This is a genomic window from Acinetobacter sp. 70_2 (assembly GCF_056736115.1).
In genome coordinates this window covers 1,507,292-1,531,133 of record NZ_JBWZIP010000015.1, presented here as the reverse complement: position 1 = coordinate 1,531,133, position 23,842 = coordinate 1,507,292, and the positions used below count along the sequence as shown (strand labels likewise).

General features: G+C 40.2%; 24 protein-coding genes. 10 read left to right on the top strand and 14 right to left on the bottom strand.

The window, feature by feature from the left end:
- The 3 genes from AC1PJ9_RS16320 (at position 1) to AC1PJ9_RS16310 (ending at position 2,572) form a co-directional block, all read left to right on the top strand.
- Positions 1-732 (top strand): amino acid ABC transporter ATP-binding protein, encoded by a 732-nt coding sequence (locus tag AC1PJ9_RS16320; protein ID WP_001130361.1) that lies wholly within the window; start codon positions 1-3, stop codon positions 730-732.
- Between the two features lie 30 nt (positions 733-762).
- Complete coding sequence (locus AC1PJ9_RS16315; protein ID WP_005304306.1) at positions 763-1,623, top strand: transporter substrate-binding domain-containing protein; 861 nt, start codon at positions 763-765, stop codon at positions 1,621-1,623.
- 82 nt (positions 1,624-1,705) lie between these two features.
- A complete protein-coding gene (locus AC1PJ9_RS16310) occupies positions 1,706-2,572 on the top strand; it encodes a cysteine ABC transporter substrate-binding protein (protein ID WP_000209985.1) in 867 nt (288 codons plus the stop codon).
- 48 nt (positions 2,573-2,620) lie between these two features.
- Here the strand turns inward: AC1PJ9_RS16310 and AC1PJ9_RS16305 are convergent, their stop codons facing one another.
- Positions 2,621-3,550, bottom strand: a complete 930-nt coding sequence (locus tag AC1PJ9_RS16305; protein WP_032018083.1) for a LysR family transcriptional regulator — start codon at positions 3,548-3,550, stop codon at positions 2,621-2,623.
- Between the two features lie 91 nt (positions 3,551-3,641).
- Here AC1PJ9_RS16305 and AC1PJ9_RS16300 point away from each other — a divergent pair, with 91 nt between their 5' ends.
- Positions 3,642-4,280, top strand: a complete 639-nt coding sequence (locus AC1PJ9_RS16300; protein ID WP_311087828.1) for a LysE family translocator — start codon at positions 3,642-3,644, stop codon at positions 4,278-4,280.
- Between the two features lie 605 nt (positions 4,281-4,885).
- Here AC1PJ9_RS16300 and AC1PJ9_RS16295 read toward each other — a convergent pair.
- From AC1PJ9_RS16295 to AC1PJ9_RS16275, 5 genes are all read right to left on the bottom strand, one after another.
- Positions 4,886-6,847: a family 2A encapsulin nanocompartment cargo protein cysteine desulfurase gene (locus AC1PJ9_RS16295; RefSeq protein ID WP_311087827.1), complete on the bottom strand. Its 1,962-nt coding sequence runs from the start codon at positions 6,845-6,847 to the stop codon at positions 4,886-4,888.
- Complete coding sequence (locus tag AC1PJ9_RS16290; RefSeq protein WP_001107594.1) at positions 6,822-7,754, bottom strand: family 2A encapsulin nanocompartment shell protein; 933 nt, start codon at positions 7,752-7,754, stop codon at positions 6,822-6,824. Before AC1PJ9_RS16290 ends, AC1PJ9_RS16295 begins: the two co-directional genes overlap by 26 nt.
- Positions 7,755-7,994: 240 nt before the next feature.
- Positions 7,995-8,936 (bottom strand): serine O-acetyltransferase EpsC, encoded by a 942-nt coding sequence (gene epsC / locus AC1PJ9_RS16285; RefSeq protein WP_311087826.1) that lies wholly within the window; start codon positions 8,934-8,936, stop codon positions 7,995-7,997.
- A gap of 18 nt (positions 8,937-8,954) precedes the next feature.
- Positions 8,955-9,464: a rhodanese-like domain-containing protein gene (locus tag AC1PJ9_RS16280; RefSeq protein WP_057068064.1), complete on the bottom strand. Its 510-nt coding sequence runs from the start codon at positions 9,462-9,464 to the stop codon at positions 8,955-8,957.
- 237 nt (positions 9,465-9,701) lie between these two features.
- On the bottom strand, positions 9,702-10,439 hold the full coding sequence (locus AC1PJ9_RS16275) for an SDR family oxidoreductase (protein WP_057068065.1): 738 nt from the start codon (positions 10,437-10,439) through the stop codon (positions 9,702-9,704).
- A 125-nt stretch (positions 10,440-10,564) separates the two neighbouring features.
- Between AC1PJ9_RS16275 and AC1PJ9_RS16270 the strand changes: the two genes are divergently transcribed.
- A complete protein-coding gene (locus AC1PJ9_RS16270; protein WP_311087825.1) occupies positions 10,565-11,485 on the top strand; it encodes a LysR family transcriptional regulator in 921 nt (306 codons plus the stop codon).
- 38 nt (positions 11,486-11,523) lie between these two features.
- Here AC1PJ9_RS16270 and yghU read toward each other — a convergent pair whose 3' ends face one another.
- The 3 genes from yghU to AC1PJ9_RS16255 all read right to left on the bottom strand — a co-directional run bounded on the left by yghU (position 11,524) and on the right by AC1PJ9_RS16255 (position 14,070).
- On the bottom strand, positions 11,524-12,384 hold the full coding sequence (gene yghU, locus AC1PJ9_RS16265; protein ID WP_311087824.1) for a glutathione-dependent disulfide-bond oxidoreductase: 861 nt from the start codon (positions 12,382-12,384) through the stop codon (positions 11,524-11,526).
- 33 nt (positions 12,385-12,417) lie between these two features.
- Positions 12,418-13,044: a glutathione transferase gene (gene yfcF, locus AC1PJ9_RS16260; RefSeq protein ID WP_206217635.1), complete on the bottom strand. Its 627-nt coding sequence runs from the start codon at positions 13,042-13,044 to the stop codon at positions 12,418-12,420.
- Between the two features lie 120 nt (positions 13,045-13,164).
- Positions 13,165-14,070 carry a LysR family transcriptional regulator gene (locus AC1PJ9_RS16255; protein ID WP_311087823.1) on the bottom strand — a complete coding sequence of 302 codons (906 nt, stop codon included), beginning with the start codon at positions 14,068-14,070 and terminating at the stop codon, positions 13,165-13,167.
- Positions 14,071-14,180: 110 nt separating this feature from the next.
- Between AC1PJ9_RS16255 and AC1PJ9_RS16250 the strand changes: the two genes are divergently transcribed.
- Both AC1PJ9_RS16250 and AC1PJ9_RS16245 read left to right on the top strand, forming a co-directional pair.
- Positions 14,181-14,612: a CidA/LrgA family protein gene (locus tag AC1PJ9_RS16250; protein WP_005069824.1), complete on the top strand. Its 432-nt coding sequence runs from the start codon at positions 14,181-14,183 to the stop codon at positions 14,610-14,612.
- 12 nt (positions 14,613-14,624) lie between these two features.
- Positions 14,625-15,314: an LrgB family protein gene (locus tag AC1PJ9_RS16245; RefSeq protein WP_002157453.1), complete on the top strand. Its 690-nt coding sequence runs from the start codon at positions 14,625-14,627 to the stop codon at positions 15,312-15,314.
- A 7-nt stretch (positions 15,315-15,321) separates the two neighbouring features.
- On the opposite strand, the gene pdxR is transcribed toward AC1PJ9_RS16245, so the two are convergent.
- On the bottom strand, positions 15,322-16,812 hold the full coding sequence (pdxR, locus tag AC1PJ9_RS16240) for a MocR-like pyridoxine biosynthesis transcription factor PdxR (protein ID WP_311087822.1): 1,491 nt from the start codon (positions 16,810-16,812) through the stop codon (positions 15,322-15,324).
- Positions 16,813-16,927: 115 nt separating this feature from the next.
- On the opposite strand from pdxR, the gene AC1PJ9_RS16235 reads away from it, so the two are divergent.
- Positions 16,928-17,563 (top strand): FMN-binding negative transcriptional regulator, encoded by a 636-nt coding sequence (locus tag AC1PJ9_RS16235; RefSeq protein ID WP_311087821.1) that lies wholly within the window; start codon positions 16,928-16,930, stop codon positions 17,561-17,563.
- A 42-nt stretch (positions 17,564-17,605) separates the two neighbouring features.
- Entirely contained in the window at positions 17,606-18,199 is a 594-nt protein-coding gene (locus AC1PJ9_RS16230) for a GNAT family N-acetyltransferase (protein WP_311087820.1), read from the top strand.
- A gap of 43 nt (positions 18,200-18,242) precedes the next feature.
- On the opposite strand, the gene AC1PJ9_RS16225 is transcribed toward AC1PJ9_RS16230, so the two are convergent.
- The 4 genes from AC1PJ9_RS16225 to AC1PJ9_RS16210 form a co-directional block, all read right to left on the bottom strand.
- Entirely contained in the window at positions 18,243-19,661 is a 1,419-nt protein-coding gene (locus AC1PJ9_RS16225; protein WP_311087819.1) for an aminotransferase-like domain-containing protein, read from the bottom strand.
- Positions 19,662-19,754: 93 nt separating this feature from the next.
- Positions 19,755-19,889, bottom strand: a complete 135-nt coding sequence (locus AC1PJ9_RS16220) for a hypothetical protein (RefSeq protein ID WP_000749813.1) — start codon at positions 19,887-19,889, stop codon at positions 19,755-19,757.
- A gap of 14 nt (positions 19,890-19,903) precedes the next feature.
- Positions 19,904-20,911, bottom strand: coding sequence for a cytochrome d ubiquinol oxidase subunit II (gene cydB / locus AC1PJ9_RS16215; protein ID WP_019458891.1), 1,008 nt, complete (start codon positions 20,909-20,911; stop codon positions 19,904-19,906).
- Entirely contained in the window at positions 20,904-22,349 is a 1,446-nt protein-coding gene (locus tag AC1PJ9_RS16210; protein WP_019458892.1) for a cytochrome ubiquinol oxidase subunit I, read from the bottom strand. Before AC1PJ9_RS16210 ends, cydB begins: the two co-directional genes overlap by 8 nt.
- Positions 22,350-22,992: 643 nt before the next feature.
- On the opposite strand from AC1PJ9_RS16210, the gene AC1PJ9_RS16205 reads away from it, so the two are divergent.
- Positions 22,993-23,811 (top strand): hypothetical protein, encoded by an 819-nt coding sequence (locus AC1PJ9_RS16205; protein WP_311087818.1) that lies wholly within the window; start codon positions 22,993-22,995, stop codon positions 23,809-23,811.
- Positions 23,812-23,842 lie beyond the last annotated feature (31 nt).

Here is a 23,842-nt window from a genome sequence, read left to right as displayed (position 1 = left end):
ATGCCTTTGTTATCGATACAACAATTACAGAAATCATTTGCACAAAGTCATATTTTACAGGGCATTGATCTGGATGTAGAACAAGGAGAGGTGGTTGTTATTTTAGGTCCATCGGGCTGCGGTAAAAGTACCTTATTGCGCTGTATTAACGGCTTAGAACCGATTCAGGGTGGCGAAATTCGTTTAACCGGTTCAGGTGTACTCGGTAAAGATGTGGACTGGACTAATGCTCGTCAAAAAATTGGCATGGTTTTTCAGAACTACGAGCTGTTTGGGCATATGAACGTCATTGACAACATTTTGCTTGGGCCACTTAAAGTACAAAAACGTCACCGTGATGAAGCTGAACAAGTAGCAGATGAGTTGTTAAAGCGAGTGGGGCTATATGAGCGAAAACTTGATTATCCACGACAACTTTCTGGTGGACAAAAACAGCGTATCGCTATTGTGCGTTCACTGGTCATGCAACCTAAAGTCATTTTGCTTGATGAAATTACTGCTGCGCTTGATCCGGAAATGGTTAGGGAAGTACTCGATGTCGTACTCAAATTAGCGAATGAAGGAATGACCATGTTGATTGTGACACATGAGATGTCCTTTGCACGCAAGGTTGCTGATCGCATTATTTTTATGGATAAGGGCAAAATTATTGAACAGGCTTCACCAGAAGAATTTTTTGAACAGCCAAAAACAGAACGAGCGAAAGCCTTCTTAAATATTTTGTCGTACTAAATTTTTATTATTTGAATCATGAGGAAGTGAATGTTTAAACGTAATTCAATAAAAATATTAAGCAGTCTTGCTGTTGCTGGGGTTTTATTAACTGCATGTAGTAAAACGCCATCAACTGAACAGGCAAGTAATGCTCAAGAAGACCATTCTTTAGAACAAGTCAAAAAAAATGGGGTTCTACGCGTTGCCGTTTTTGCCGATGACCCGCCGTTTGGTTATGTAGACAGTGCGGGGAATAATCAGGGCTTTGATGTGGCTTTAGCAAAACGGGTAACTAAAGATTTGCTTGGTGATGAAAAGAAAGTTGAGTTTATTGTGACTGAAGCTTCAAATCGGGTGGAGTTTTTAAAATCAAATCGTGCCGATGTGGTGTTCGCGACGTTTACAGTAACGCCTGAACGCAAGGAAGTTGTCGATTTTGCCGAGCCTTATTTAAAAGGTGCTTTTGGTATAGTCTCACCTAAAGCCAAACCGATTACAGATATTGCCCAATTAGAAGGTAAGACATTAATCGTAAATAAAGGCACAAGTTCAGATACCTACTTTACCAAGCATTATCCAAAAGTGAATTTACTGAAGTTTGAAAGAAATTCGGATGCCTTTAAAGCCTTAACCGATGGTCGTGGTGACGCAATTTCACAAGATAGTACTTATGCATTAGCGTGGGCCGCGAAGAACCCAAGTTATGTAGCAGGTATTCAGTCTATTGGTGATCAAGAGTTTATTGCACCAGCAGTTAAAAAGGGCAATACCCAATTATTGAATTGGCTTAATACTGAAATTAAGCAGCTCAGAACAAGTGGTGAAATTAATAAAATTTATGATGAAACCTTGAAACCAATTTACGGTGACTCGGTCAATCCGAATGTGTTTTTAGATGTAGGCCAATAATTTTCGATATCGCTAGAGCAGTGTCTGAAAGTAGGCGCTGCGATTTTAAATAAGACTTTTACAAGAACGATAGGGTGAAATAATGACAACATTAACATTTCAAAACGTGAAGCATATTTTAGCTGCGTCTTTACTGAGTTTGGGTTTAGTTGCATGTGACAAAGGAACTCAGTCTACTGAAAAAACGGCCGATACCACACAAACTGTGTCGAGTATTGAACAGATCAAAAAGAATGGCGTGGTAAGAATTGGCGTATTTAGTGATAAACCGCCGTTTGGATATTTAGATGCTCAAGGTAAAAATCAAGGTTTTGATGTAGAAATTGCTAAGCATGTTGCGAAAGATCTGCTGGGTGATGAAAACAAAGTTGAGTTTGTTTTAACTGAAGCGGCTAACCGTGTCGAATACTTAAAAGCCAATAAAGTGGATATTATTTTTGCCAACTTTACCGTTACACCAGAACGCAAAGAAGTGGTCGATTTTGCTAAGCCTTACCTAAAAGTGGCGCTAGGCGTGGTTTCTCCTAAAAGTCATCCGATTACCGATGTGGCTCAACTTAAAGATAAAACTTTATTGGTAAACAAAGGGACGACGGCTGATTCATTCTTCACCAAGACTCATCCTGAAATTAAACTACAAAAGTATGAGCAAAACACTGAAACTTTTGATGCTTTAAAAGATGGTCGTGGTGCTGCGCTTGCACATGATAACTTGCTGGTTTTAGCTTGGGCTAAAGAAAATCCAAATTACACCGTTGGCATTACCAATTTAGGTGAGCAGGACTTAATTGCACCAGCAGTGAAAAAAGGCGATAAAGAGTTATTGGATTGGTTGAACCAAGATTTAGAGAAACTGGCTAAAGAAGGTGTGATTCATCAGGCTTATGAAAAAACGTTAAAACCAGTTTATGGCGATACGATTAATCCAAAAGATCTATTGGTTGAGTAATTCTAATAAAGAGGACTCTAGATAGGATTTTCTCGAGTTAGGAGCCGTCTAAATTTTTAAAGTCGGCTCTGCTGCTAATTTATCTGCCAAATATTGAATCAATACACTTAATTTAGGCGGGACATGCCGTGTCGGTGGGTAAAGTAACCACAGCCCACCACTGTAATAGGTTTTAAAATACCAGTCGGGTAAAACCTGAACTAAGGTACCTTGTTGTAGAGCATGGCGTGCAACGAAGTAAGGTAAGCTCGCAATACCTAAATGCTGTAATGCCGCACTCAAACGCACACCTGTATGGTTTGCTGCATAACGCCCACGCACAGCCACACTGATCGATTTGTTTCCTTGCTGAAATTTCCATTTTGAGTCACTGGCTTGTTCGCCCAAGTAAATACATTCATGCTGCTTTAAATCATGAGGGTGGTTCGGTGTACCGTGCTTGGACAAATATTCAGGTGTAGCACAAACCAAGTGATCAATATCAATCAGCTTTCGACCCATAAGGCCACCCGGTGGTTGCTCTGTAATTCGAAGTGCTAAATCTACTCCATCATCAATCAGGTCTACATAGCGATCTTCTAAAAGCATTTGTATATCAATTTTCGGGTAGCGTTCTAAAAATTCGGGCAAATGTGGGTGAATCATAAAATGTCCCACAGCTTTCGGAACACTCATGCGAATAATACCTTCTGGCTCGACATGAAATTGACCTGAACTTTCCATGACTGCTTGTGCCGCATTTACCATATCTAAACAACGTTGATAAACCTGTTGTCCGCTTTCACTTAAACGAAGTTTCCGTGTGGTCCGATAGAGTAAGCGGGTGCCTAAAGCACGTTCTAAACGAGCAATCGCACGACTAACAGCAGAAGGTGTTGTACCAAGCTGGCGGGCAGTTTCAGAAAAGCTTTCCGACTCGACCACCTTAACGAAAGTCGCCATTTCATTTAACAGAACCAGACTTTGATTTGTGCTCATGGGGCAAAAGTTATTTGGATTTTAATTGGATTATCGCGTCTAAAAAATCGCAATACAATCTTTTAGGTGATTTTCAGGAAACTAAATTGTTATGTGGCAGTTGTATGGACATGAGTTTTTAACGCTAGCTCTTATTCACTTTATGGCGGTGATTTTACCGGGACCAGATTTTGTAGTTACGGTAAGACAAAGTGTACGTTATGGCTACTTAATTGGATGTTTGACCGCAATTGGTATTGGTGTCGGAATTTCAGTCCATGTGTTTTATACACTTGTTGGTATTGGCTTTTTGATTCAGCAAAGCGAATGGCTCATGTCACTGATCAGAACAGCAGGGGCAGCTTACTTAGTGTATTTGGGATGGCAGTGTTTACGTAGCCAGCCGAATACCAATATTGAAATTAATGGCCAAGCAGGCAGTGATACGCCGAGTTTATTTAAAGCTTTTACTATGGGTTTTCTTACCAATGCGTTAAACCCAAAAGCCACTATCTTTTTTCTAGCAATGTTTACGACAATTGTAAGTACGACCACACCGATGAAAGTTCAGGTTTTTTATGGTGTGTGGATGTGTATGGTCAATGCCATTTGGTTTATGGTGGTGAGTGTACTGTTTGCACAGCCTATCGTACGTAAAAGATTTTTGGAGTTTGGGGTTTATTTTGAGAGGATGATGGGATTGTTGTTGATTGGGATTGCGTTGAGATTGATTTGGAGTTTGTTTGTTTAAGTTGGTTGTATTTATAAGTGGATGGGGTAGCACGACGGAGTCTTACCGTTTATACATCAGAAGAACGTAGCTAATTCTGTTACTTTTTTTGGAAAAAGTAACCAAAAAACTTTGTCATCTACAGAACCTGTTAACTGTTTCCATCTATCAGGAAATGTTGCAAAAACATTATTTTTATAAATTATGGGCAGGCTGTAGATGACTCTTGGCTCGAGCCGAAGGCTAACTTAGAAATCGAATTTAAAATAATAAGATTCCGCCGTGATAACTACTTTGAGTTGTCCGAACTATTGATGACTCTTAATTCGAGCTAAAATCATCTGCAACCTGCGTGGTATTAAATAGTTTATGTTTCTGCGATATATCGATTAGATATAAGAAGAGGACAGGTTTTGCAGATGAAAATGCTTTTGCTTACTTTGGGCGAAACCAAAGTAAGTCTAGCCGAAGGCTAATTCAGAAATCGAATTTAAAATAATAAGACTCCACTGTAATAGCTACTTTGACTTGTTACTTCATATATAACTTTTGAGCTCAAGTAGTTTTAATAAATAATCCATAAAAAAGACCGCTCAAAAGCAGTCTTTTCTAGTCTAAAAATAGATTTAGTTGCTACGCCTATTACGTGTCAGTTGATGTAACACCGAAACCAATAAATCAATTTCTTCAGTCGTGTTATAAAAAGCCAAAGACGGACGCACGGTCTGTTCGACGCCAAAGCGACGTAAAATCGGCTGAGCACAGTGATGACCTGAACGTACGGCAATACCATGTTGATTTAAAGCTTTGCCCACTTGTTCAGTTGAATAGCCTTGTAAGGTAAAGGACATCACACTGGCTTTGTGATGTGCCGTTCCGATCAGACGTAAACCAGACACACTGCTCAGCGCATTTTGACCATATTCGAGTAGATCATGTTCATAGCGAGCAATGTTATGAATACCTAGACTTTCAACATATTCAAGTGCAGCACCTAAGCCGACAGCATCGGCAATGTTCCCAGTTCCAGCTTCAAACTTGTTTGGTGCAGGTTGGTAAACTACTTGTTCGAAGGTCACATCCTGAATCATGTTACCGCCACCTTCCCAAACAGGCATGCTTTCTAGCAACTCGGGTTTTGCATAGACCGCGCCAATGCCTGTCGGCCCAAACACTTTATGTCCAGAAAACACAAAAAAGTCTGCATCAAGAGCTTGTACATCGGTAGGGATGTGCGAAACAGATTGAGCACCGTCAACTAAAACGCGAACACCTTTGGCATGGGCAATTTTAATGACTTCAGCAACAGGTGTGACTGTGCCTAAAGCATTCGAAACTTGAGTAATCGACAGCAGTTTAGTACGTTCATTAATCAGTTTTGGTAACTCTTCTAAAATAATCTGGCCCGTGTCATCAACAGGAATGACTCGTAATTTTGCTCCAGTTTTTTTACTGAGTTGATACCAAGGCACAATATTGGCATGGTGTTCTAAGTGAGAAACGATAATTTCATCACCTTCACCAATATTTTGCTCGCCCCATGTTTTTGCAATCAGGTTAATCCCTTCGGTTGTTCCTCGAACAAAGATAATTTCTTTAGAAGAGGGTGCACCAATAAATCGGGCAACTACATTTCTTGCATGCTCATAGGCATCAGTTGCACGAGCCGCTAACTCATGTGCAGCACGGTGAATATTTGAGTTTTCATGCTGATAAAAATAAGCAATCCGGTCAATCACACGCTGCGGTTTTTGTGTGGTCGCAGCATTATCCAACCAGACTAGAGGTCGACCATTGACGCGTTCCTGTAAAATTGGGAAATCACGACGTATGGCATGCACATCGAGTGGTTGAGCACCGCTTGCTACAAAAGTGGGTTGTGATGGTTGATAGTGACTATAACTTTGTCCAGTTTGAGGCAAGTCTAAAAAATAAAATGCAGAGCTTGCCGAACTTTGAGGAGGCTTGTTCGTTGCAAAACGATCTTCCGTCAGCAATGATTTCAGCTGATCACCATGTGGTAACTGAAAAGACTGCGCAATCGAATAATTATCTTCAACACCTTTAACAGATGGTTCTACTGCATTTGGAGCAGAAAAATCATTTAAAAAATAATAAGGTGATTCACCTGCACCCGTTGGTAAGCTTGGTTCAATGCGTGGCACGTTGGGTTCACTATGAGCAGCTTGTGGCAAATGTGGTTCAAATGGTGGCCGTGGCAAATTAGCTCCACCAACCACAGGCGCAGACGCTACAATTCGGCGTTCAGGGTAGTCTGGCAAATTTGGAATATGCTCAGGATATTCCGGATTGAGACTTTTCTGAAAGGCGATATTGGGCGCACGACCACTGAGTGCAGAAAATGGTTCACCCGGTTGTGGTGGGTGCGGTGGCGCTCCGACAGGTAAATCCAAGTTAAGGCCCGATGGAGAAGCTGAACTGCTTGAGCTTGGTAATGCTGAAAAAAACTCATTAGCAAGTCGAGCAATGGTGGACTCATCAGGGAAGTTGGCTGGTGGGTTAACACCAGTCACTTCAGGCCCCGTTGGACTACCTTGCAGATTACTTGTAGTTAACTGGGTAGTCATGATATTTGTCCACCTCCACATCATCTAATACTGCCAACGCATCATCAGTGAGTACTGCAAGTGAGCAATATAACGAGATTAGATACGACGCAATCGCGTTACGGTTGATTCCCATAAAGCGTACTGAAAGCCCTGGTGACTGTTCACCAGCAAGACCTGGTTGGAACAAACCAACAATCCCTTGACGCTTTTCACCTACACGAAGCAGCAAGATTTTAGTTTTGCCATCTTCTACAGGAATTTTATTTGATGGAATGAGTGGAATACCGCGCCATGTAATGAATTGCGAACCAAATAAGCTAACCGTTGGAGGTGGCACACCACGGCGTGTACATTCACGTCCAAATGCTGCAATCGCATCAGGGTGTGCTAGGAAAAATCCTGGTTCTTTCCAAACTTTACGCAGCAAATCATCAAGATCATCTGGAGTAGGTGGGCCATTTAAGGTCGAAATACGTTGATCATCTGTCACACTTGCCAGTAAACCGTATTCAGGGTTATTGATAAGCTCGCTTTCTTGACGTTCTTTAATGGTTTCAATGGTTAAACGAAGCTGTTCTTTAATTTGGTCGTGTGGGCTGCTGTAAAGGTCAGCAACACGTGTATGTACATCTAAAACAGTAGATACACCATTTAAAAAGTATTCACGTGGTTCTGGATCATAATCGACGAAAGTTTGAGGTAAAGTTGCTTCATCACGTTGTGTGCAAGCTACTTGAATATCATCGGTATTATTGACACGGTTTAGGCGATAAATACCTGCTTCAACAGGAATCCACTGAAGTAAGTGAGTCAGCCAGCGGGGAGTAATTGTAGAAAGTTGGGGAGCTGTCTTGGTTGCATTAGCCAGTTGACGGGCCGCATGGTCCCCAAGTGCAAGTTGGGCTTTGTCTGTATTTTTCGCCATGAATCATTTTTCCTTATTACATTGGCTTTTTGAAAATAAAAATTCTAGGATGCATATAAACTAGAATTAGTTCTGGTTTTAAAATTAAAATCGCGTTATAAATTTTTTAAATACTGAGCTTATTAATGAGTTATCTATTTTCTAAATAAAAATATATTTAAACTAGAAATAAGCATTTTATTAATCTGCACGTTCTTTGTTTATTTATCTCCTTATCTATTTATTTCACATCTATAGTTTTTAACCGGCTATATGATTTTTTTGATAAGACTCATTCGGTGACTGTAAAATCTGACTACCTGCAGCAACACTATGCGTAAGCCAAACATTTCCCCCAATAATTGACCCTCGGCCAATTGTAATACGGCCTAAAATAGTGGCGCCTGCATAAATCACGACATCATCTTCAACAATCGGATGGCGTATATAGTCTTTTTTCAAAGCACCATCATCATTGGTTTCAAAGCGTTTTGCTCCAAGGGTCACTGCCTGATAAATACGAACGCGTTCCCCAATAACGCTAGTTTCACCAATCACCACACCCGTACCATGATCGATGAAGAATCCTTTACCGATTTTTGCACCTGGATGAATATCAATACCAGTTGCAGAATGCGCCAACTCGGAAATAATGCGAGACAATAAAGGCACTTGGACATAGAGTTGATGCGCTATTCGATGATGAATAATCGCAAATATGCCCGGATAGCAAAGTAATACCTCATCCACACTGTGCGCCGCCGGATCGCCTTCATAAGCAGCACGCACATCGCCGTCTAAAAGACGTCGTATAGAGGGCAAGGTGTTGGCAAAATCCTGCACAATATTTTGAGCAAGTTCGTCTGGCTGTTGGACTGTGTTCGAATGACTCAAATGACGTTTTGCTTCATAATTTAAAGCCAGTTGTACTTGAGCATGTAACGCTGTGAGTACCCGATTCAAAGTATAGGCGATATAAGAATCTTCAGTTTCTTGACGTAAGTCGGCAGGGCCTAAACGCATTGGAAATAAAATTCCGCACAGGTCATCTAAAATAGCTTTTAAAGCTTCTTTAGATGGAAGTTCACGGCCCCCAAATTCTTTGGTCCTGTGTTGCTGCTGACGCCAGTCATGCCTTGCTTGTTGTAAACCTTGTACAACAGCATTAATGTTCCATTGAGTCACAAGCTTTCCTTGATTCACTGAAAATTGATTGAAGTATTAGTCTTGTTGCCAAGGAAGTTGATGGATGCGCCAGCCATTTTTTTGGTTACGCTGTTGCTGATCATTTAGATCGCCTTCGAAGCCTTCAAGAACGTTATAAATATGCTCAAAACCAGCATTAAATGCGGCCTCGGCAGCTTGTGCTGAACGGTTGCCACTACGGCATAACAAAAGAATAGTTTTGTCTTTGCCAACTTTTGATTCGAGTTCTTTTAAAAAGCGTGGATTACGGTTAAACGATGTGCCTGTTGCCCAAGCGACATGAACACTTTCAGGGACATAACCTACAAATTTACGTTCTTCATTAGTACGTACATCAACTAAAACGGCTTCTCCTTGTTGTACGAGTTGCCATGCATCAACAGGTGATAAACTGCCACTAAAATTTAGTTCGTGTTCTTGTGCATATTGCTGTGCTTTATAAAGAATTTCTTCGGCTGAAAAGGATGTATTTGAACCATTTGAGATAAAACTTTGCGGAGTTTCAGTATTTAATTTAGCGTTCATTGAATATATCCTTATCTTTGATTTAGATTGTTAAGGTTCAATTTACGCGATTTTAAATATAAGCAAAAATAAGGAATAGCTATTTATATATATTATTTTGATAAATAAGAGCGGTGAATATTTTATATAAAATAGTATTAGTTAATCTTATAAAGTTATTAAAATAAAATAGATTTAAGAAATTTTATTATTTAGTAAAAACCGTTTGAATTAAAATAATCCACACGGTTTTAAAAATTAAGCAAATCCACCATTTACTCGAATGACTTGAGAATTTACCCAACGTCCATCTGGACCAGCCAGCATGGCAACTACGCCAGCAATTTCGTCAGGTGTCCCGATTCGTTCCAATGGAGCAAGTTTTGCAATAGCCGCTACTTGCTCTTCAGTTTTTCCATTGTAAAAAAGGTCAGTGCCTGTCGGGCCGGGTGCAACGGCGTTTACGGTAATATTGCGCCCACGTAACTCATTTGCTAACACATGTACCAAACCTTCGACACCTGCTTTTGAAGCAATATAGGGACCATATGCCGGAAAAGATTTGGCAATTACACTGGTTGAAAGCGCAATAATCCGACCACCATCTGGCACTGTTTCGGCCGCATGCGCCAATATTAAAAACGCGCCACGTAAATTGGTATGAATTACTTTATCGAAATCTGGCAGGCTTTCAGGTGTAATTTTTGCCATAGGCATAATACCGGCACTATGAACTACCACATCTAACTGACCGTTAATGGCCTTTGCTTCTTGAAACAAACGACTCACCTCATGTTCATTTGCGACGTCCGCTTGAATAGCTGAGGCTTGACCACCTCGCTCAATAATATGTTCTACAGTGGCTTGGGCATGCATTTTATTGCCAGCATAGTTAACAATCACATAAAAACCATCTTGAGCTAAACGTTCTGCAATAGCACGGCCAATACCACGTGATGCGCCAGTAACCAGAGCTGTTTTTCTTGAAATATTCATTTTTAGATTGCCTGTTTGAGTAGGTATGGCTTATTTTAATAATATAGAAATATGGGATAAATCATTAGAATTGGATAAGATAATTCCATATTTATTAATAATAGATAGGGTTAAAAGCGCGCACCATGGACAAATTTGATACCTTGCAACTTTTTACCCGCATCGTAGAGCTGGGTAGTTTTAGTCAGGCAGCCGATCAGCTGAATATCCCACGCGCTACAGCAAGTAATGCCATTAAAGAGTTAGAGAATAATTTGCAGTGTCGTTTGCTAGAGCGGACGACTCGGCATGTAAGACCATCACTAGATGGACAAGCATTTTATGAGCGTTGTACACAAATATTATCGGAACTTGATGATGCAGAATCGTCTTTACGTAATGTAATTGCTCAGCCCCGTGGTTTATTACGAGTCGATTTATCAGGCGCACATGCAACTAAAATTGTTTTACCCAATATCGACCAATTTCACGAGTTGTACCCCGACATTGAACTCGTAATTAGTACGGGGGATCGCTTGGTTGATCTGATTAGGGAAGGGATAGACTGTGTGGTGAGAGCGGGGCGTTTGGATGATTCCACTTTAATTGCTAGACATTTGGTGGATATGCCACAAGTGATTTGTGCAAGTCCTGACTATCTAAATAAACATGGAGCGCCAAAGCAACCAGAAGATTTGTTAGTACATTATTGTGTTAATTTCTTTTCGACATCAGGCGGGCGAAATTATCCATTTGAATTGATGGTGAATGGCAAAAAACAAGATTATTTTTTAAAAAGCTGGATAGCGGTAAATGACGCTGAAAACTATGTATTATCTGCTTTACGTGGGGCAGGTTTAATTCAGGTCCCGCGCTACCATGTGGCAAATGAGTTAAAAGACGGGCGACTGGTTGACGTTTTATCTGAGTGGGAAATCCCGAAGATGTCAGTTTCTGCTTTATATCCGCAGCATCGGCAGCTCTCGCCACGCGTACGAGTTTTTGTTGCTTGGCTGAGTGAGTTATACACGGGCTATTTTGCCAACTTTGAATACCCGCAAAAATGAAATATCTTGCGGGTAAGTCAAAAAACTGAATGATATTTTTAAGATTGATTCTGCAATTTATCTTGAGTCTTGGTCTCAAAATCGCTGGCATCATGGCGTTCATGCAACTGGGTTGCTAAATCACCAAAAGTACGATTGACCATACGACCGCGTTGAACCGCAGGGCGCGCTAAAATCGCATCTGCCCAACGTTGAACATTTTTATATTGGTCAGCCCCTAAAAACTCCGCGCCGTTATACACCCAGTTTTTAACAAGACCGCCATACCAAGGGAATGCCGCAATATCAGCGATGCTATATTCAGAACCAGCCAAATATTCATGCTTTGCTAGATGCTGATCTAATACATCAAGTAAGCGTTTTGTTTCCAAGGCAAAGCGGTTAATTGCATATTCAATTTTGACAGGGGCGTAGGCATAAAAATGCCCAAAACCACCACCTAGGTAAGGCGCGCTGCCCATTTGCCAGAATAACCAATTGAGGCATTCAGTACGTGCAGCAATATCAGTTGGAATGAAAGCCTTAAATTTTTCAGCTAAATAAAGCAAAATTGAGCCAGACTCAAATACTCTTAATGGCGGGTTTTGGCTATGGTCAACCAATGCTGGAATTTTAGAGTTTGGATTAATTTCTACAAAGCCACTACCAAATTGCTGTCCTTCACCGATTTTAATCAGCCATGCATCATATTCAGCATCTTGGTGTCCTAGAGCTAAAAGCTCTTCTAATAAAATAGTGACTTTTTGACCATTAGGCGTTGCTAAAGAATAGAGCTGGAGCGGATGTTTCCCTACTGGAAGTGTATGCTCGTAACGTGCACCTGAGGTAGGTTGGTTTAAATCGGTTTTTTCTCCAGTCCATTGCCAAACTTGTGGAGGAATATAGCTTGAATCACTCATTTTTTATCTCATGTTTGGTGTAAATATAAGGATTTATTTATGTCGCAAGGCAAGCCATTTTTGTACGGTCGGTCTTTGCCATTGCTGTAATGCATAGTTTTTTAAACGTTCTGGTACAGCATCACCATTTTGAATAAGGCGTTGCAACATTAATGCAAGTTCAGCATCCACAATGCTCCATGAACCAAAAAGAAATTCGGCATCAGACGCAAGAAGTTTTTCAGCCACAAAGAAAAGTTTCTCGGCTGCTTTTTTGCCTTCTTCTGAAAGTGGAGTGGAGGTGGGCTGAATAAAAATAACATCGGTTGGACGCTCAGTTCTTAGCGCAACTAAGTCCGATCGGAGCCATGCCTGAATTTGTCTTGCTCTTGCGCGTGCTTGAATATCTTTTGGATAAATAGATGTGTTTGGATAAAGTTCTTCAAGATATTCCAAAATGGCAGAAGATTCTGATAAGGCAAAATCATTATGCTCGAGTACAGGCACTTTGGCAGTTAATGACTTTGCTACATAAGATTTTTCAAACTGGCCTTGTTGGCCTAAGTTGATGGTCGCAATTTCAAATGGAATTTGTTTTTCATGTAGCCCTACAAAAACTGTAAACGCATAGGGGCTTAGAAATTGTGAATCTGTGTACAGCTTAAAATGTTCATTATTCATTGTTATTGTCCATGTCATAAAACAATCGAATCTAGTCTAAGTGAGCTGATCCAAGATTGGGTAGCTTTTTTGTGGAAAAGCTTTATCGGTTTTTGAATTAAGCCATTTCAGTGTTCAACGTTAGGGCTTAATGTGCTGAAAATGCTGACGAACAATACTAAGCCACGCCTGTACAGCTGGTGAGACAGGAAGATTCTTTTTCCAAGCCATCACTAAGTGCCACTGAATATTTGGTTTTTCGAGTGGTACTGCTGCAAATAAATTAGGGTCAAGCATGTCGGTATAATATTGCGGGAGAAGCGCAATCCCCATACGTTGTAGCACCATGTCTGCCAACAGGTGCCATTGGCTGGTCCGGCAAGCAATAGTTGGGTAAAAACCATGCTGCTTACAGGCATCGAGAATAATACTGTTTAAAGAGAAATTTTCAGGAAACATTAAAAATGATTGGTGTTGTAGCTCTTCTAGATTTATTTTTTTACGGGTTGCCCAAGTCGCATCACGACGTAAAAGTACCATTAAAGGGTAGTTACATAACTCGATGCTATTAAAGATTTGCTCATCAAAGGGCTGCAATAAAACGCCAACGTCCAACTCATTGTTAAGCAAAGCTTGCTCAATACCGCGTGAACCAACCTCCATAAAAGCCAATTCAATATCTGGCAATTGCTGATGATAATCAAATAGGGCTGTGGTTAGGAGCTGCGAACCTAAAGGCGGAACGCCGAGTTTTAAAGTTCCTGTTTTTAATTGTTGATAGTTTTCAATTTCAAGAAAAATGTTCTGTTCTGCCTGAAGAAGCTCAATCGCATGTTGATAAATGCGCTCTCCAATTTCAGTTAATTCAATTTGTCTTTTACGGCCATGATCAGGTTTAACCAAAAGCTGTACCTGAAGTTGCTCTTCAAGCTGCTGTAATATTTTACTAATAGTGGGTTGAGTCAGATACAACTCTTCAGCAGTACGGGTAAAACTTTTAGTTTTTACCAATGTAACGAAGCATTGTAATGATTTTAGAGAAAGCATAATAGAGAATAGATTATTCCATTTTAGAATAATATTAACATGAATAATTCATATTTAGCAGATTTAACCAAGCTAGCATAATAGTGTAGTTAACCATTTAATTTCGCAAAATGAGTACTGAATCTGCTTCTGGCACACCCACACAACCTTCACTTTTAGTTTTAGTTAAACAAATTTTGATTTTGGCTGGATTTTGGTGGGTTGGATATCTCTTACATCAAAAACTTGGCGTACCTGTCTCGGCAGGCATTTTAGGTATGTTTTTATTGCTTTTATGCCTGTTCTTTAAAATTATCAAAATGGATCAGGTGGCAATGGGAGCAACCGTTGTTTTAGGTGAACTGTTGCTGTTTTTCGTGCCCGTTGTGGTCGCTGTAGTGCAGTATAAAACCTTGTTTATGACCGAAGGATGGCAAATTGTCTTGAGTATTGCAGTTGGGACCATTTCGGTCATGCTCAGTACCTGCTTGACGATTCACTATTACAATCGTTTGAAAGCTTATTTACAGGCTCGAAAACGTCTTCAACATAAGCATATCTAAAGAGCAAACGACATGAATATCTGGTCAATTCTTTGTCTGATCTGGACTTTGGCAGCCTATGTTGTGGCAAAGCGAATCTATCAGAAAAATCCGAAACTTTGGTTGTCGCCTGCGATTAGCGTGCCTGTACTCACCATCATTTTGATGACGATTTTTGGAATTTCATATCAAACTTACGCAGAAGATACGCAGTGGATTGTTAATTTATTAGGACCTGCAACGGTTGCGTTTGCTGTACCGATTTATCGTTATCGGGAAACGATTCGTAAAAACCTTGGGGTCCTTTCAATTGCGATTATTGTGGGGATGAGTGTAGGTGTGATGTCTGCCTATGAAATGGCACAGTGGTTCCACTTTAGCCCTGAAGTCACCAATAGTTTGATGGCACGTTCTATTTCCACACCATTTGCCATGATTTTAGCGGAAGATATTCACGGTTCGGCAGCATTGGTTTCACTATTTACGGTCATTACTGGTTTGGTCGGTATGATTTGCGGCGATGCAATTTTAGCGATTACTAAAATCCGTTCTAACGTGGCAAATGGTGCAGCTTTCGGCAATGCAGCGCATGGTTTTGGTACAGTCAGAGCACAGCAGCGCAATAGTGAAGAAGGTGTAATTGCCAGTTTGACCATGGTCATTGCAGGTATTTTAATGGTGCTGATTGGGCCATTTGCCATTCATCTATGGTTGCTGTTGTAGGTCTTATCTAAAAAGGCCTGTCATATTGTTGAATAATTCTTGATAGTTTTTTGATAGCTTGTTGCATCAGTTCGGGTTCAAAATCACCTAAGCCAACAATTAACCCCGGACGTTGTTGCTCTTTTGAAAATGTGGGTGAAATTGCTTTAATGGCAATGCCTGCATCGACTGCCGAGCTTGCAACTTCAATGTCATTAATATGTTGAGCAAGCCATAACACCATATGCATGCCTTGATCGCCTGGCTGTAACCAAGCCAGTTCTTGAGGTATGTATTTGTCAATCAAACCAATAATGTATTCTCGAACTTCTGCATAGACATTCCGAGTCCGTCGAATATGCCGCTCTAAATAGCCCTCTTGAATAAAAGCAGCCAAAACGTGCTGGTCGGCAGCAGGTGGGTGTCGATCAATTAATACTCTTAGCCCACAAAAAGGTGCCACCAATTCTTTAGGCAATACTGCATAGCCAAGTCTAAGTGATGGAAATAGGACTTTACTGAAAGTCCCAAGATAAATCACTTGGTCGGGCGCCATACCTTGTAACGATGGGAAGGGTTGACCGTTATAACGGAGTTCACTGTCATAGTCATCTTCAATGATCCATGCATTTTGCTGTTTTGCCCAAGCCAATAAAGCCGTACGTCTTGCTAGACTCATCGGCATGCCAAGCGGATATTGGTGAGATGGGGTTACAAACGCAGCACGCGCTTGTTTAGAAAGCTTAATTCCGGTTTCAACCTGAATACCTTCTTCATCAACAGGAACACGTACCATACGAATGTTTTGTACAGCATGTTCAAAAATGGCTGTTGTACCGCGATAAGCTGGATCTTCAATCCAAACTTCATCTTTTGCTTCAAATAAAATCTGGCTACAAATATAAAGTGATTGCTGAATACCGGGAGTAATCACAATTTGTTCAGGTTCGCAGTGGACAGAACGTGACCGGCGTACATAGTCTGCTATAGCAATTCTTAGTGATAGCACGCCTTGAGGCTCGCCATAACCCGAAGGAGCACCAGCACCTCGAGATCTAAATTTATTACCAAACTTACGCCAAATATCACTCGGTTGGGTACGGGCAATCGGGACAGACACTGCAAAAGGGGCATGAGGAAGTGGTTTAAACTCTTTAAGCACTTGGGCATAAGAACGTGCCGATTTCGTCAAAGGGATTGAGTTAGGTGTGGTCTCTTTTTGAGAATGTTGCGGCGTAGTTTTTTTAGTTAAAGCATGAGACACATAGGTGCCCGTTCGTGCTTGAGAGTCAAAAACACCTTCAGCTAAAAGCTGATCATAAGCTTCAATAATCGTTCCGCGAGCGACCCCAAGTGTTAGAGCCAATTCACGTGAAGAAGGCAACGGATCGCCGGGCTGTAAATCACCACTTTGTACAGCTTCACGCAAAGCTTGGGTCAGTTGAGCACTTATCTTTCCTTGGCTTTTATTAATCTTTGCAATCGACGGAAGTTCAACAACTTTTGCCATTCTTGCCATAATTCTGGTCTACTTAAAAAAATACAAAGTGGTTCTTTTTAATAAACCACATAAACCAGAAAATTTACAACACAAAATATAAATAACCCTGATATTTACAGCGAGGTTTTGAGCCATGTATATCCCCGATGATTATGCAGAAAACCGTTTGGATGTATTGCATTCTCTTATTACCGAATATCCGTTTGGTGTGCTTTTTACGCATGGAAGTAATGGCTTAGATGCAAACCATCTTCCATTCGAATTACAGGCAAATGAAGGGGAATTGGGTGTACTACGTGCGCATGTGTCTAGAGTTAATCCTGTCTGGCAGGACATTAAAAGTGGAGATGAGGTGTTGGTCGTGTTTCAAGCGAGTGATGCTTATATTTCACCAAACTGGTACCCATCCAAACATGAACAGCACAGACAAGTACCTACATGGAACTATAGGGTTGTGCATGCTTATGGCAAAGTAACCATTCGAGATGATGAACGTTACGTCCGTGGTGTTGTGGCTCGTTTAACCCGTACCCACGAAGCATCTCAACCTGAACCATGGAAAATGTCCGATGCACCAAAGGACTATCTTGAACCGATGTTAAAAGCCATTGTAGGTATTGAGATTGAAATTACCAAGCTGCGAGGCAAATCAAAACTTGGGCAAAACAAAGAACGTCGAGACATTTTGGGCGCGGCAGATGGCCTATCGAAATCTGGTCATCAAACCATAGCAGACGCTATGTATAGTGTGGCTGAGTTAAATAAATAATTTTGAAAATATAAAACTTTAATATCAATTGAGGAGACAAAGATGTCTTTTATTACACCTGTTGAGTTGGTAGGTGAGCACGTTATTTTAAAGCCCTTAGACTTAACTCAAGCTGAATCACTGGCGGAGGCTGTTTGCGATGGGGAACTCTATAATCTTTGGTATACCCGTGTGTCAAGACCTGAACAAATGGCTGCTGAAATTGAAAGACGTCTCGGTTTACAAAGTTCTGGTTCTATGTTGCCATTTTATATTGAAGATCGAAAAACAGGTCGGGCGTTGGGTATGACAACTTTAATGCATATTGAAGAAGCACATCGCCGTGTAGAAATTGGTTCGACGTGGTACAGAAAATCTGCACAGCGTTCACCTGTAAATACTGAATGTAAAAAGCTATTGCTGGCCCACGCATTTGAGACTTTAAACTGCATTGCGGTTGAGTTAAGGACATCTTCTTTAAATGTTCAAAGCCAAGCCGCGATTGTACGCTTGGGTGCAAAGCTTGATGGTGTGCTGAGGAGCCATCAAATTGTGAAAGGTGATATTTTGCGGGATACTCATGTTTACAGCATTTTAAAACATGAATGGCCAGCGGTTCACCAAAATCTGGAATGGATGTTGAATAAACCGCGATAGAAAAGATATGGCTTGGGCCTTGATTTTAAGAGGCCATACCTTCTTATGAATTGTTCTCAACTCTTTGTTGAATGGTTTTAATCACTTGATCTAATGCGCTTTGAATTTTAGTGTTCCATTCAAACGAACAGTTGATTCGCAAATAATGCTGCTGTGCGGGTAAAACACTAAACAAAGGGCTTGGCGCAACGCCAATGTCTTGCTGAATCAACTCTTCATAAACTTGCATACTGTCTAGTGTGCTGGGAAGTTTGACCCATAGAAAATAGCCACTTGGGTAGTAATACACTTCGCAAGAGCTCGGTAAATCCTGCTTTAAATAGTGATAAAACTGCTTTTTATAACGCTCAAGTGAAAGTCTAAGTGTACGCAAGTGCTTTTCATAATGATGATGTGACAAAAACTCGACTAATGCATTTTGAATAAGTGCATTTACTGAAATGGTACTCATAAGCTGCAAGTGTTGAATATGGTCTGAAAATTTACCTGCATAGACCCAACCAACCCGAAAACCTGCACCTAATGTTTTAGAAAAAGAAGAGCAGTGAAGCACCAGATTTTGTTGGTCAAAATACTTCATTGAAAGTGGTTTTTGACCGCCATAAAAAAGCTCTTCATAGACATCATCTTCAATTAAATAAATTTGATACTCATGAAGTAATTTGGCAATTTTATATTTAATTTCATCGCTGACGGTAAAACCAATCGGGTTATGGGCATTAAGCATGAGCCAACACACTTTGATAGGATAGGTTTGAATAACCTGTTCAAAAGCTTCTAGGTCAAAACCATATTGAGGATGTTCAGGAATGGTAATGACTTTAAGCCCTAAACGCTCGGCAGCTTGCCAAGCGCCGTAAAACACGGTTTGTTGCAATAGAATATAGTCACCCGGTTTAGCGACTGCTTGTAGGGAAAGGTTCAGTGCATCTAAACCTCCCGATGTAATGACAATGTTATCTGGGTCAGTCTGTATGCCTTGCATACAGTAGCGCTGAGCAATCAGTTTCCTTAAAGCTAAATTACCGGGAGGTAGACTTGCTGTTTGGTCATAGCTTTGTCTTTGACGCGCAAGTTGCCCCATAATTTGAATGAGTTTGGGGGCAGCTAAAAGCTGACTATCTGGAAAAGCTGAACCAAAAGGTACAACAGATTCATGTTGAATCGATTTAAGATATTTAAAAACTAATGAGTTAATTTCGATTTTAGAATTTAATGAAACAACAGAATATTGCTCGAGTGGCTTAAGTGCAATTTGCTCGGCAACGAAGTATCCCGATTTTTCTTTTGAATAAATCAAACCTTGTGATTCAAGCTCCTGATAAGCATTCATTACGGTCATTAAACTAAAACCAGAGCGTTGTACCTGATCTCTTAACGAAGGTAATTTTTCATGTGCATTTAAAGTGCCGCTCCCAATGAGCTGGCGAATGCTATGGGCGAGTTGTTCTGATTTATACATGTATGAGCTGCACGAAATAAAAAAAGATGCACTGAATCAATAATAAATACCGTTTGCAGAATCTACAAACGGCATTTGTCTATAAGGATGGAATTACTTTAAGTAAGGGGCTGCATAAATCAAGATAACTTTAAACAATCCCGCAATCACAGCTAAGGCTAAAAAACCACCAAGCCATAGCAGAATAAACCATTGGGTTTGATTGAGTTTAACGGATGACTTTTTCATAAAACCCTCCATACTTAATGATAGCCTTCATCACCTACACGGACTTTGTCTCTAAATACCCAGTAAGACACAATGGTGTAAGCAATAATGATTGGAATCAAAATAAGTGCACCGACCAAAGCAAACATTTGGCTTGAATGTGGTGCTGCGGCCTGCCAGATGGTGACTGATGGTGGAATAATATAAGGCCATAAACTAATCACAAAACCAGTAAATGCAAGGAAAACGAGAGCCAATGTATATGCAAATGGTTTGAGGTCGTGATTCTGCTTTTTACATGCCGATAAAATTAGGCCAACAAACAATAAGACCAAAATAGGTACAGGGCTAAAATAGAACAGATTTGGTAAAGAGAACCATCGATCTGCAATTTCAGGATGAGTCAAAGGCGTATATAAACTTACAGCGCCAAAAATAATGAGTAGTGCAATAATTAGCTTAGGCATAAGCTCATACATACGTTGTTGTAAGCCTTTTTCGGTTTTTAAGATCAGCCAGCCACAACCCAAAGTGGCATACATGGCAACTACGCCAATACCTGTAAAGATCGTAAATGGAGATAACCAATCAAGAGACCCACCAGCATAAATACCATTTTCGGTTTTGATCCCTTGAATATAAGCACCCAGAATAATTCCTTGGAGGAAGCTGGTTAACACTGAACCCCAAATAAAAGCCAAGTCCCAAAGGTGTTTGGTGCGATGAGCTTTAAAACGGAATTCAAAAGCAACGCCACGGAAAATAAGGGCAATCACCATGAAAATAATAGGTAGATAGAGTGCTGATAAAACTGTTGAATAAACCAGTGGAAATGCTGCATATAGACCAGCACCTCCAAGGACCATCCACGTTTCGTTACCATCCCAGACAGGGGCGACGGTATTCATCATCACATCACGTTCTTGGCTGTTCTTAATGAAGGGGAACATGATCCCGATTCCTAAGTCAAAGCCATCCATGACCACATAAATCATGACACCTAAACCGATAATACCGACCCATATTAAAGAAAGATCAATCATGACGGTTCTCCCCAGATTTTTGGTTGCTGTCAATATTTTCATCAACTGCACTGAGTGGGCGCATTGGTGTTTTAAAGTGTCCAACTCCACCAGACTCGATATTTGGTGTATCGATAAATGATGGGCCTTTATTAATGAGTTTTAAGGTGTAGTAAATACCGCTACCAAAAACGATGGTATACACCACTACAAAAATAAAGAGACTGAGGCCGACTTGATCTGCCGACACCGTATGAGATAAGCCATCTTTGGTTCGCATAATGCCGTACACTACCCAAGGTTGACGGCCTACTTCAGTGGTGACCCAGCCTGCAAGTAATGCAACATAACCTGCTGGGCCCATTAGTAAAGCAAATTTGTGGAACCATGATGTTTCATAAAGTTTTCCGCTTTTACGCAGCCAAAGGGCAATCAGTGATAAGGTAACCATAAGGACACCAAGGCCAACCATCACACGGAAGCTCCAGAAAATAATGGTTGAGTTTGGACGATCTTCAGGTGCGAAATCTTTTAAACCAGTGACTTGACCATCTAAACTGTGAGTCAAAATTAAGCTACCCAAATATGGAACCCCCACTTCAAAGTGGTTACGTTCTTCTTTCATATCTGGAATAGCAAATAACAGTAATGGCATTGGTTCGTTATGATTGGTTTCCCAGTGACCTTCCATTGCGGCAAGTTTGGCAGGTTGATGTTCACGAGTGTTTAAACCATGGTTATCACCAATCACCACTTGTAAACATGAAGTCACAAGTACCATCCAAAGACCCATCGAGAATGATTTTTTTACCAGTTCATCACGACGGCCTTTTACTAAATGCCATGCAGATGTTCCTACGACCAATAAAGATGAAACCAAGAAGGCAGCAGCACCCATATGGGCAAAGCGGTAAGGGAACGATGGGTTAAAGACAATAGCTAACCAGTCTTTAGGCACAATAATGCCATTTTCGATGGCAAAACCTTGCGGGGTTTGCATCCAGCTATTGGAAGATAAAATCCAGAACATGGAAATACATGTTCCGATAGCAACCATAAGCGTCGCAAAGAAATGGGCTCGAGGGCCAACACGTCCCCAGCCAAACAACATAATGCCTAAGAAACCTGCTTCTAAGAAGAAGGCACTTAACACTTCATAGGTAAGTAAAGGACCAGTAATACTTCCGGCGACGCGTGAAAATTCACTCCAGTTAGTACCGAACTGGTAACTCATGACCACGCCCGAGACCACACCCATACCAAATGCAACGGCAAAGATCTTAATCCAGTACTTAAATAGATCTTTATAAATCGGGTTTTGGGTTCTTAACCACTTCCACTCTAGCACTGCTAAAAAGCAGGCAAGACCGATGGAAGTGGCCGGAAAAATAATATGAAAGGATACTGTAAAAGCAAATTGTATTCGCGCTAATTCTAGAGCGGTTAGACCGAGGCTCATAAACTTTCCCCCTGTGAACTAGCTGATGATGGTTAAATGAGTTAAATACTTATTTTCAGGCAACAAAGTATTCTGACGATTAAACTTGCTTCTGTGATAAATGTTCTTAGCAAGTAAAATGCCAACAGGGTTAAGCAATATAATTGCTTGATATTTCAAGAGAATAGACTGATTGATTGTTCTCAGTCTGTTAACAAAGTTTATGCTTGATGTTGCATTTGTAAAAATGCATGTTGCATTGAAACATTGATGAAATATCTGGCGATATGCAATAGATCGTCTCATGAAAACTACCTACCTTAAGAAGTTTCCTTAATCATGCACTTACTATTTTTGTATATGTAGATACAGAAATTTTTTATAAAACTATAACAGTCTGAAGCATTCATGAGGTGTGCTATAGTTTTTTTTCAAATATCTGTAGCTATGTATCCATTCTTCAAAAGTCCAAAATAAATGAACAAGATTTACGAATGGCCAAAATCACTTTCCAAAACAGAGTAAATGTGACTTTGGGTAATAAGCGCAGAATAGTTTCTTCTCTTTTATTCCTTTGTTGTTTTGCGTGAGGTCTGGTTGTTACGTAGGTTATTAAAGACCTGATTTAAGTGTAGCTCTTCTAAAATAGCTTGGATGTTAAAAAATGTTTATTACTTCTCAACTCAATGTCCTGCATAAAATTATTAAAAATCAGCCTATTCCTGTATCTATATTGGCTCAATTAGAGCAAACCTACGTTAATTTTGAAGCTACTTTATTAAGAGCGAAAGTACTCAGAGACTTTTCTAAATCTGAAACAGTATATTTAATTCAATCTCATATTGAGGCACATCAAAGTAGTGTGGCTTATCTATTTTCACCATTTATTTTTGCTAACTTAAACAAGGCTGCTATTTATACAACGCCTGCAACTGCGCCTGTGCTTTCTATTCTTAATAAATATTACCAAGCTGAAAAGAAAGTACTCTTTAAAGTAGATGACGTTTTAGAAAGTCTAAAAATTTATATAGATTTGGAATTTGCAGAGTTGAGTGAAGTTGAGTTTATTTATCTAAGCTTAATCAAGGCACTGTGCCGAAGTGATCTCTCTACCGTTTTTTTAATTACGAGTTTAGACGTAGATGTCGAGCATTTAAAAGCACTCGAGCAATTTTTAAGGATCAAAATTTATTGGATTAAAACCACAAAAGATGATGACTTAAAAAACCTAAATGGCTTAGAAATGCGGAAATTATTATTCAAAAATAAAGATGAAACTTATGTAAAATTATGCGCAAAATTCGCTCAAATGAACGCAGCGCTGGTTGGTTTATGCGACACCTTTACTGCTGGTCAAATGACACATTTAATTGATGATATGTTTTATTCAGAGCATATTTTCGAAAAATTATCTGTCTATTCAGAATATATACAAACACTTCTACAAAGCCAGCAGAGCATTAGACAAAAAGAACTATCTTAGGGCTTGGTAGATGAGCTTTTTATGTTTGTGC

What these genes read in the sequence shown, in the direction of transcription:
- AC1PJ9_RS16320 (WP_001130361.1), top strand. Translation starts at nt 1, where the DNA reads ATGCCTTTGTTATCGATACAACAATTACAGAAATCATTTGCACAAAGT.
- AC1PJ9_RS16315 (WP_005304306.1), top strand. Translation starts at nt 763, where the DNA reads ATGTTTAAACGTAATTCAATAAAAATATTAAGCAGTCTTGCTGTTGCT.
- AC1PJ9_RS16310 (WP_000209985.1), top strand. Translation starts at nt 1,706, where the DNA reads ATGACAACATTAACATTTCAAAACGTGAAGCATATTTTAGCTGCGTCT.
- AC1PJ9_RS16305 (WP_032018083.1), bottom strand. Translation starts at nt 3,550, where the DNA reads ATGAGCACAAATCAAAGTCTGGTTCTGTTAAATGAAATGGCGACTTTC.
- AC1PJ9_RS16300 (WP_311087828.1), top strand. Translation starts at nt 3,642, where the DNA reads ATGTGGCAGTTGTATGGACATGAGTTTTTAACGCTAGCTCTTATTCAC.
- AC1PJ9_RS16295 (WP_311087827.1), bottom strand. Translation starts at nt 6,847, where the DNA reads ATGACTACCCAGTTAACTACAAGTAATCTGCAAGGTAGTCCAACGGGG.
- AC1PJ9_RS16290 (WP_001107594.1), bottom strand. Translation starts at nt 7,754, where the DNA reads ATGGCGAAAAATACAGACAAAGCCCAACTTGCACTTGGGGACCATGCG.
- AC1PJ9_RS16280 (WP_057068064.1), bottom strand. Translation starts at nt 9,464, where the DNA reads ATGAACGCTAAATTAAATACTGAAACTCCGCAAAGTTTTATCTCAAAT.
- AC1PJ9_RS16275 (WP_057068065.1), bottom strand. Translation starts at nt 10,439, where the DNA reads ATGAATATTTCAAGAAAAACAGCTCTGGTTACTGGCGCATCACGTGGT.
- AC1PJ9_RS16270 (WP_311087825.1), top strand. Translation starts at nt 10,565, where the DNA reads ATGGACAAATTTGATACCTTGCAACTTTTTACCCGCATCGTAGAGCTG.
- yghU (WP_311087824.1), bottom strand. Translation starts at nt 12,384, where the DNA reads ATGAGTGATTCAAGCTATATTCCTCCACAAGTTTGGCAATGGACTGGA.
- yfcF (WP_206217635.1), bottom strand. Translation starts at nt 13,044, where the DNA reads ATGAATAATGAACATTTTAAGCTGTACACAGATTCACAATTTCTAAGC.
- AC1PJ9_RS16255 (WP_311087823.1), bottom strand. Translation starts at nt 14,070, where the DNA reads ATGCTTTCTCTAAAATCATTACAATGCTTCGTTACATTGGTAAAAACT.
- AC1PJ9_RS16250 (WP_005069824.1), top strand. Translation starts at nt 14,181, where the DNA reads ATGAGTACTGAATCTGCTTCTGGCACACCCACACAACCTTCACTTTTA.
- AC1PJ9_RS16245 (WP_002157453.1), top strand. Translation starts at nt 14,625, where the DNA reads ATGAATATCTGGTCAATTCTTTGTCTGATCTGGACTTTGGCAGCCTAT.
- pdxR (WP_311087822.1), bottom strand. Translation starts at nt 16,812, where the DNA reads ATGGCAAGAATGGCAAAAGTTGTTGAACTTCCGTCGATTGCAAAGATT.
- AC1PJ9_RS16235 (WP_311087821.1), top strand. Translation starts at nt 16,928, where the DNA reads ATGTATATCCCCGATGATTATGCAGAAAACCGTTTGGATGTATTGCAT.
- AC1PJ9_RS16230 (WP_311087820.1), top strand. Translation starts at nt 17,606, where the DNA reads ATGTCTTTTATTACACCTGTTGAGTTGGTAGGTGAGCACGTTATTTTA.
- AC1PJ9_RS16225 (WP_311087819.1), bottom strand. Translation starts at nt 19,661, where the DNA reads ATGTATAAATCAGAACAACTCGCCCATAGCATTCGCCAGCTCATTGGG.
- AC1PJ9_RS16220 (WP_000749813.1), bottom strand. Translation starts at nt 19,889, where the DNA reads ATGAAAAAGTCATCCGTTAAACTCAATCAAACCCAATGGTTTATTCTG.
- cydB (WP_019458891.1), bottom strand. Translation starts at nt 20,911, where the DNA reads ATGATTGATCTTTCTTTAATATGGGTCGGTATTATCGGTTTAGGTGTC.
- AC1PJ9_RS16210 (WP_019458892.1), bottom strand. Translation starts at nt 22,349, where the DNA reads ATGAGCCTCGGTCTAACCGCTCTAGAATTAGCGCGAATACAATTTGCT.
- AC1PJ9_RS16205 (WP_311087818.1), top strand. Translation starts at nt 22,993, where the DNA reads ATGTTTATTACTTCTCAACTCAATGTCCTGCATAAAATTATTAAAAAT.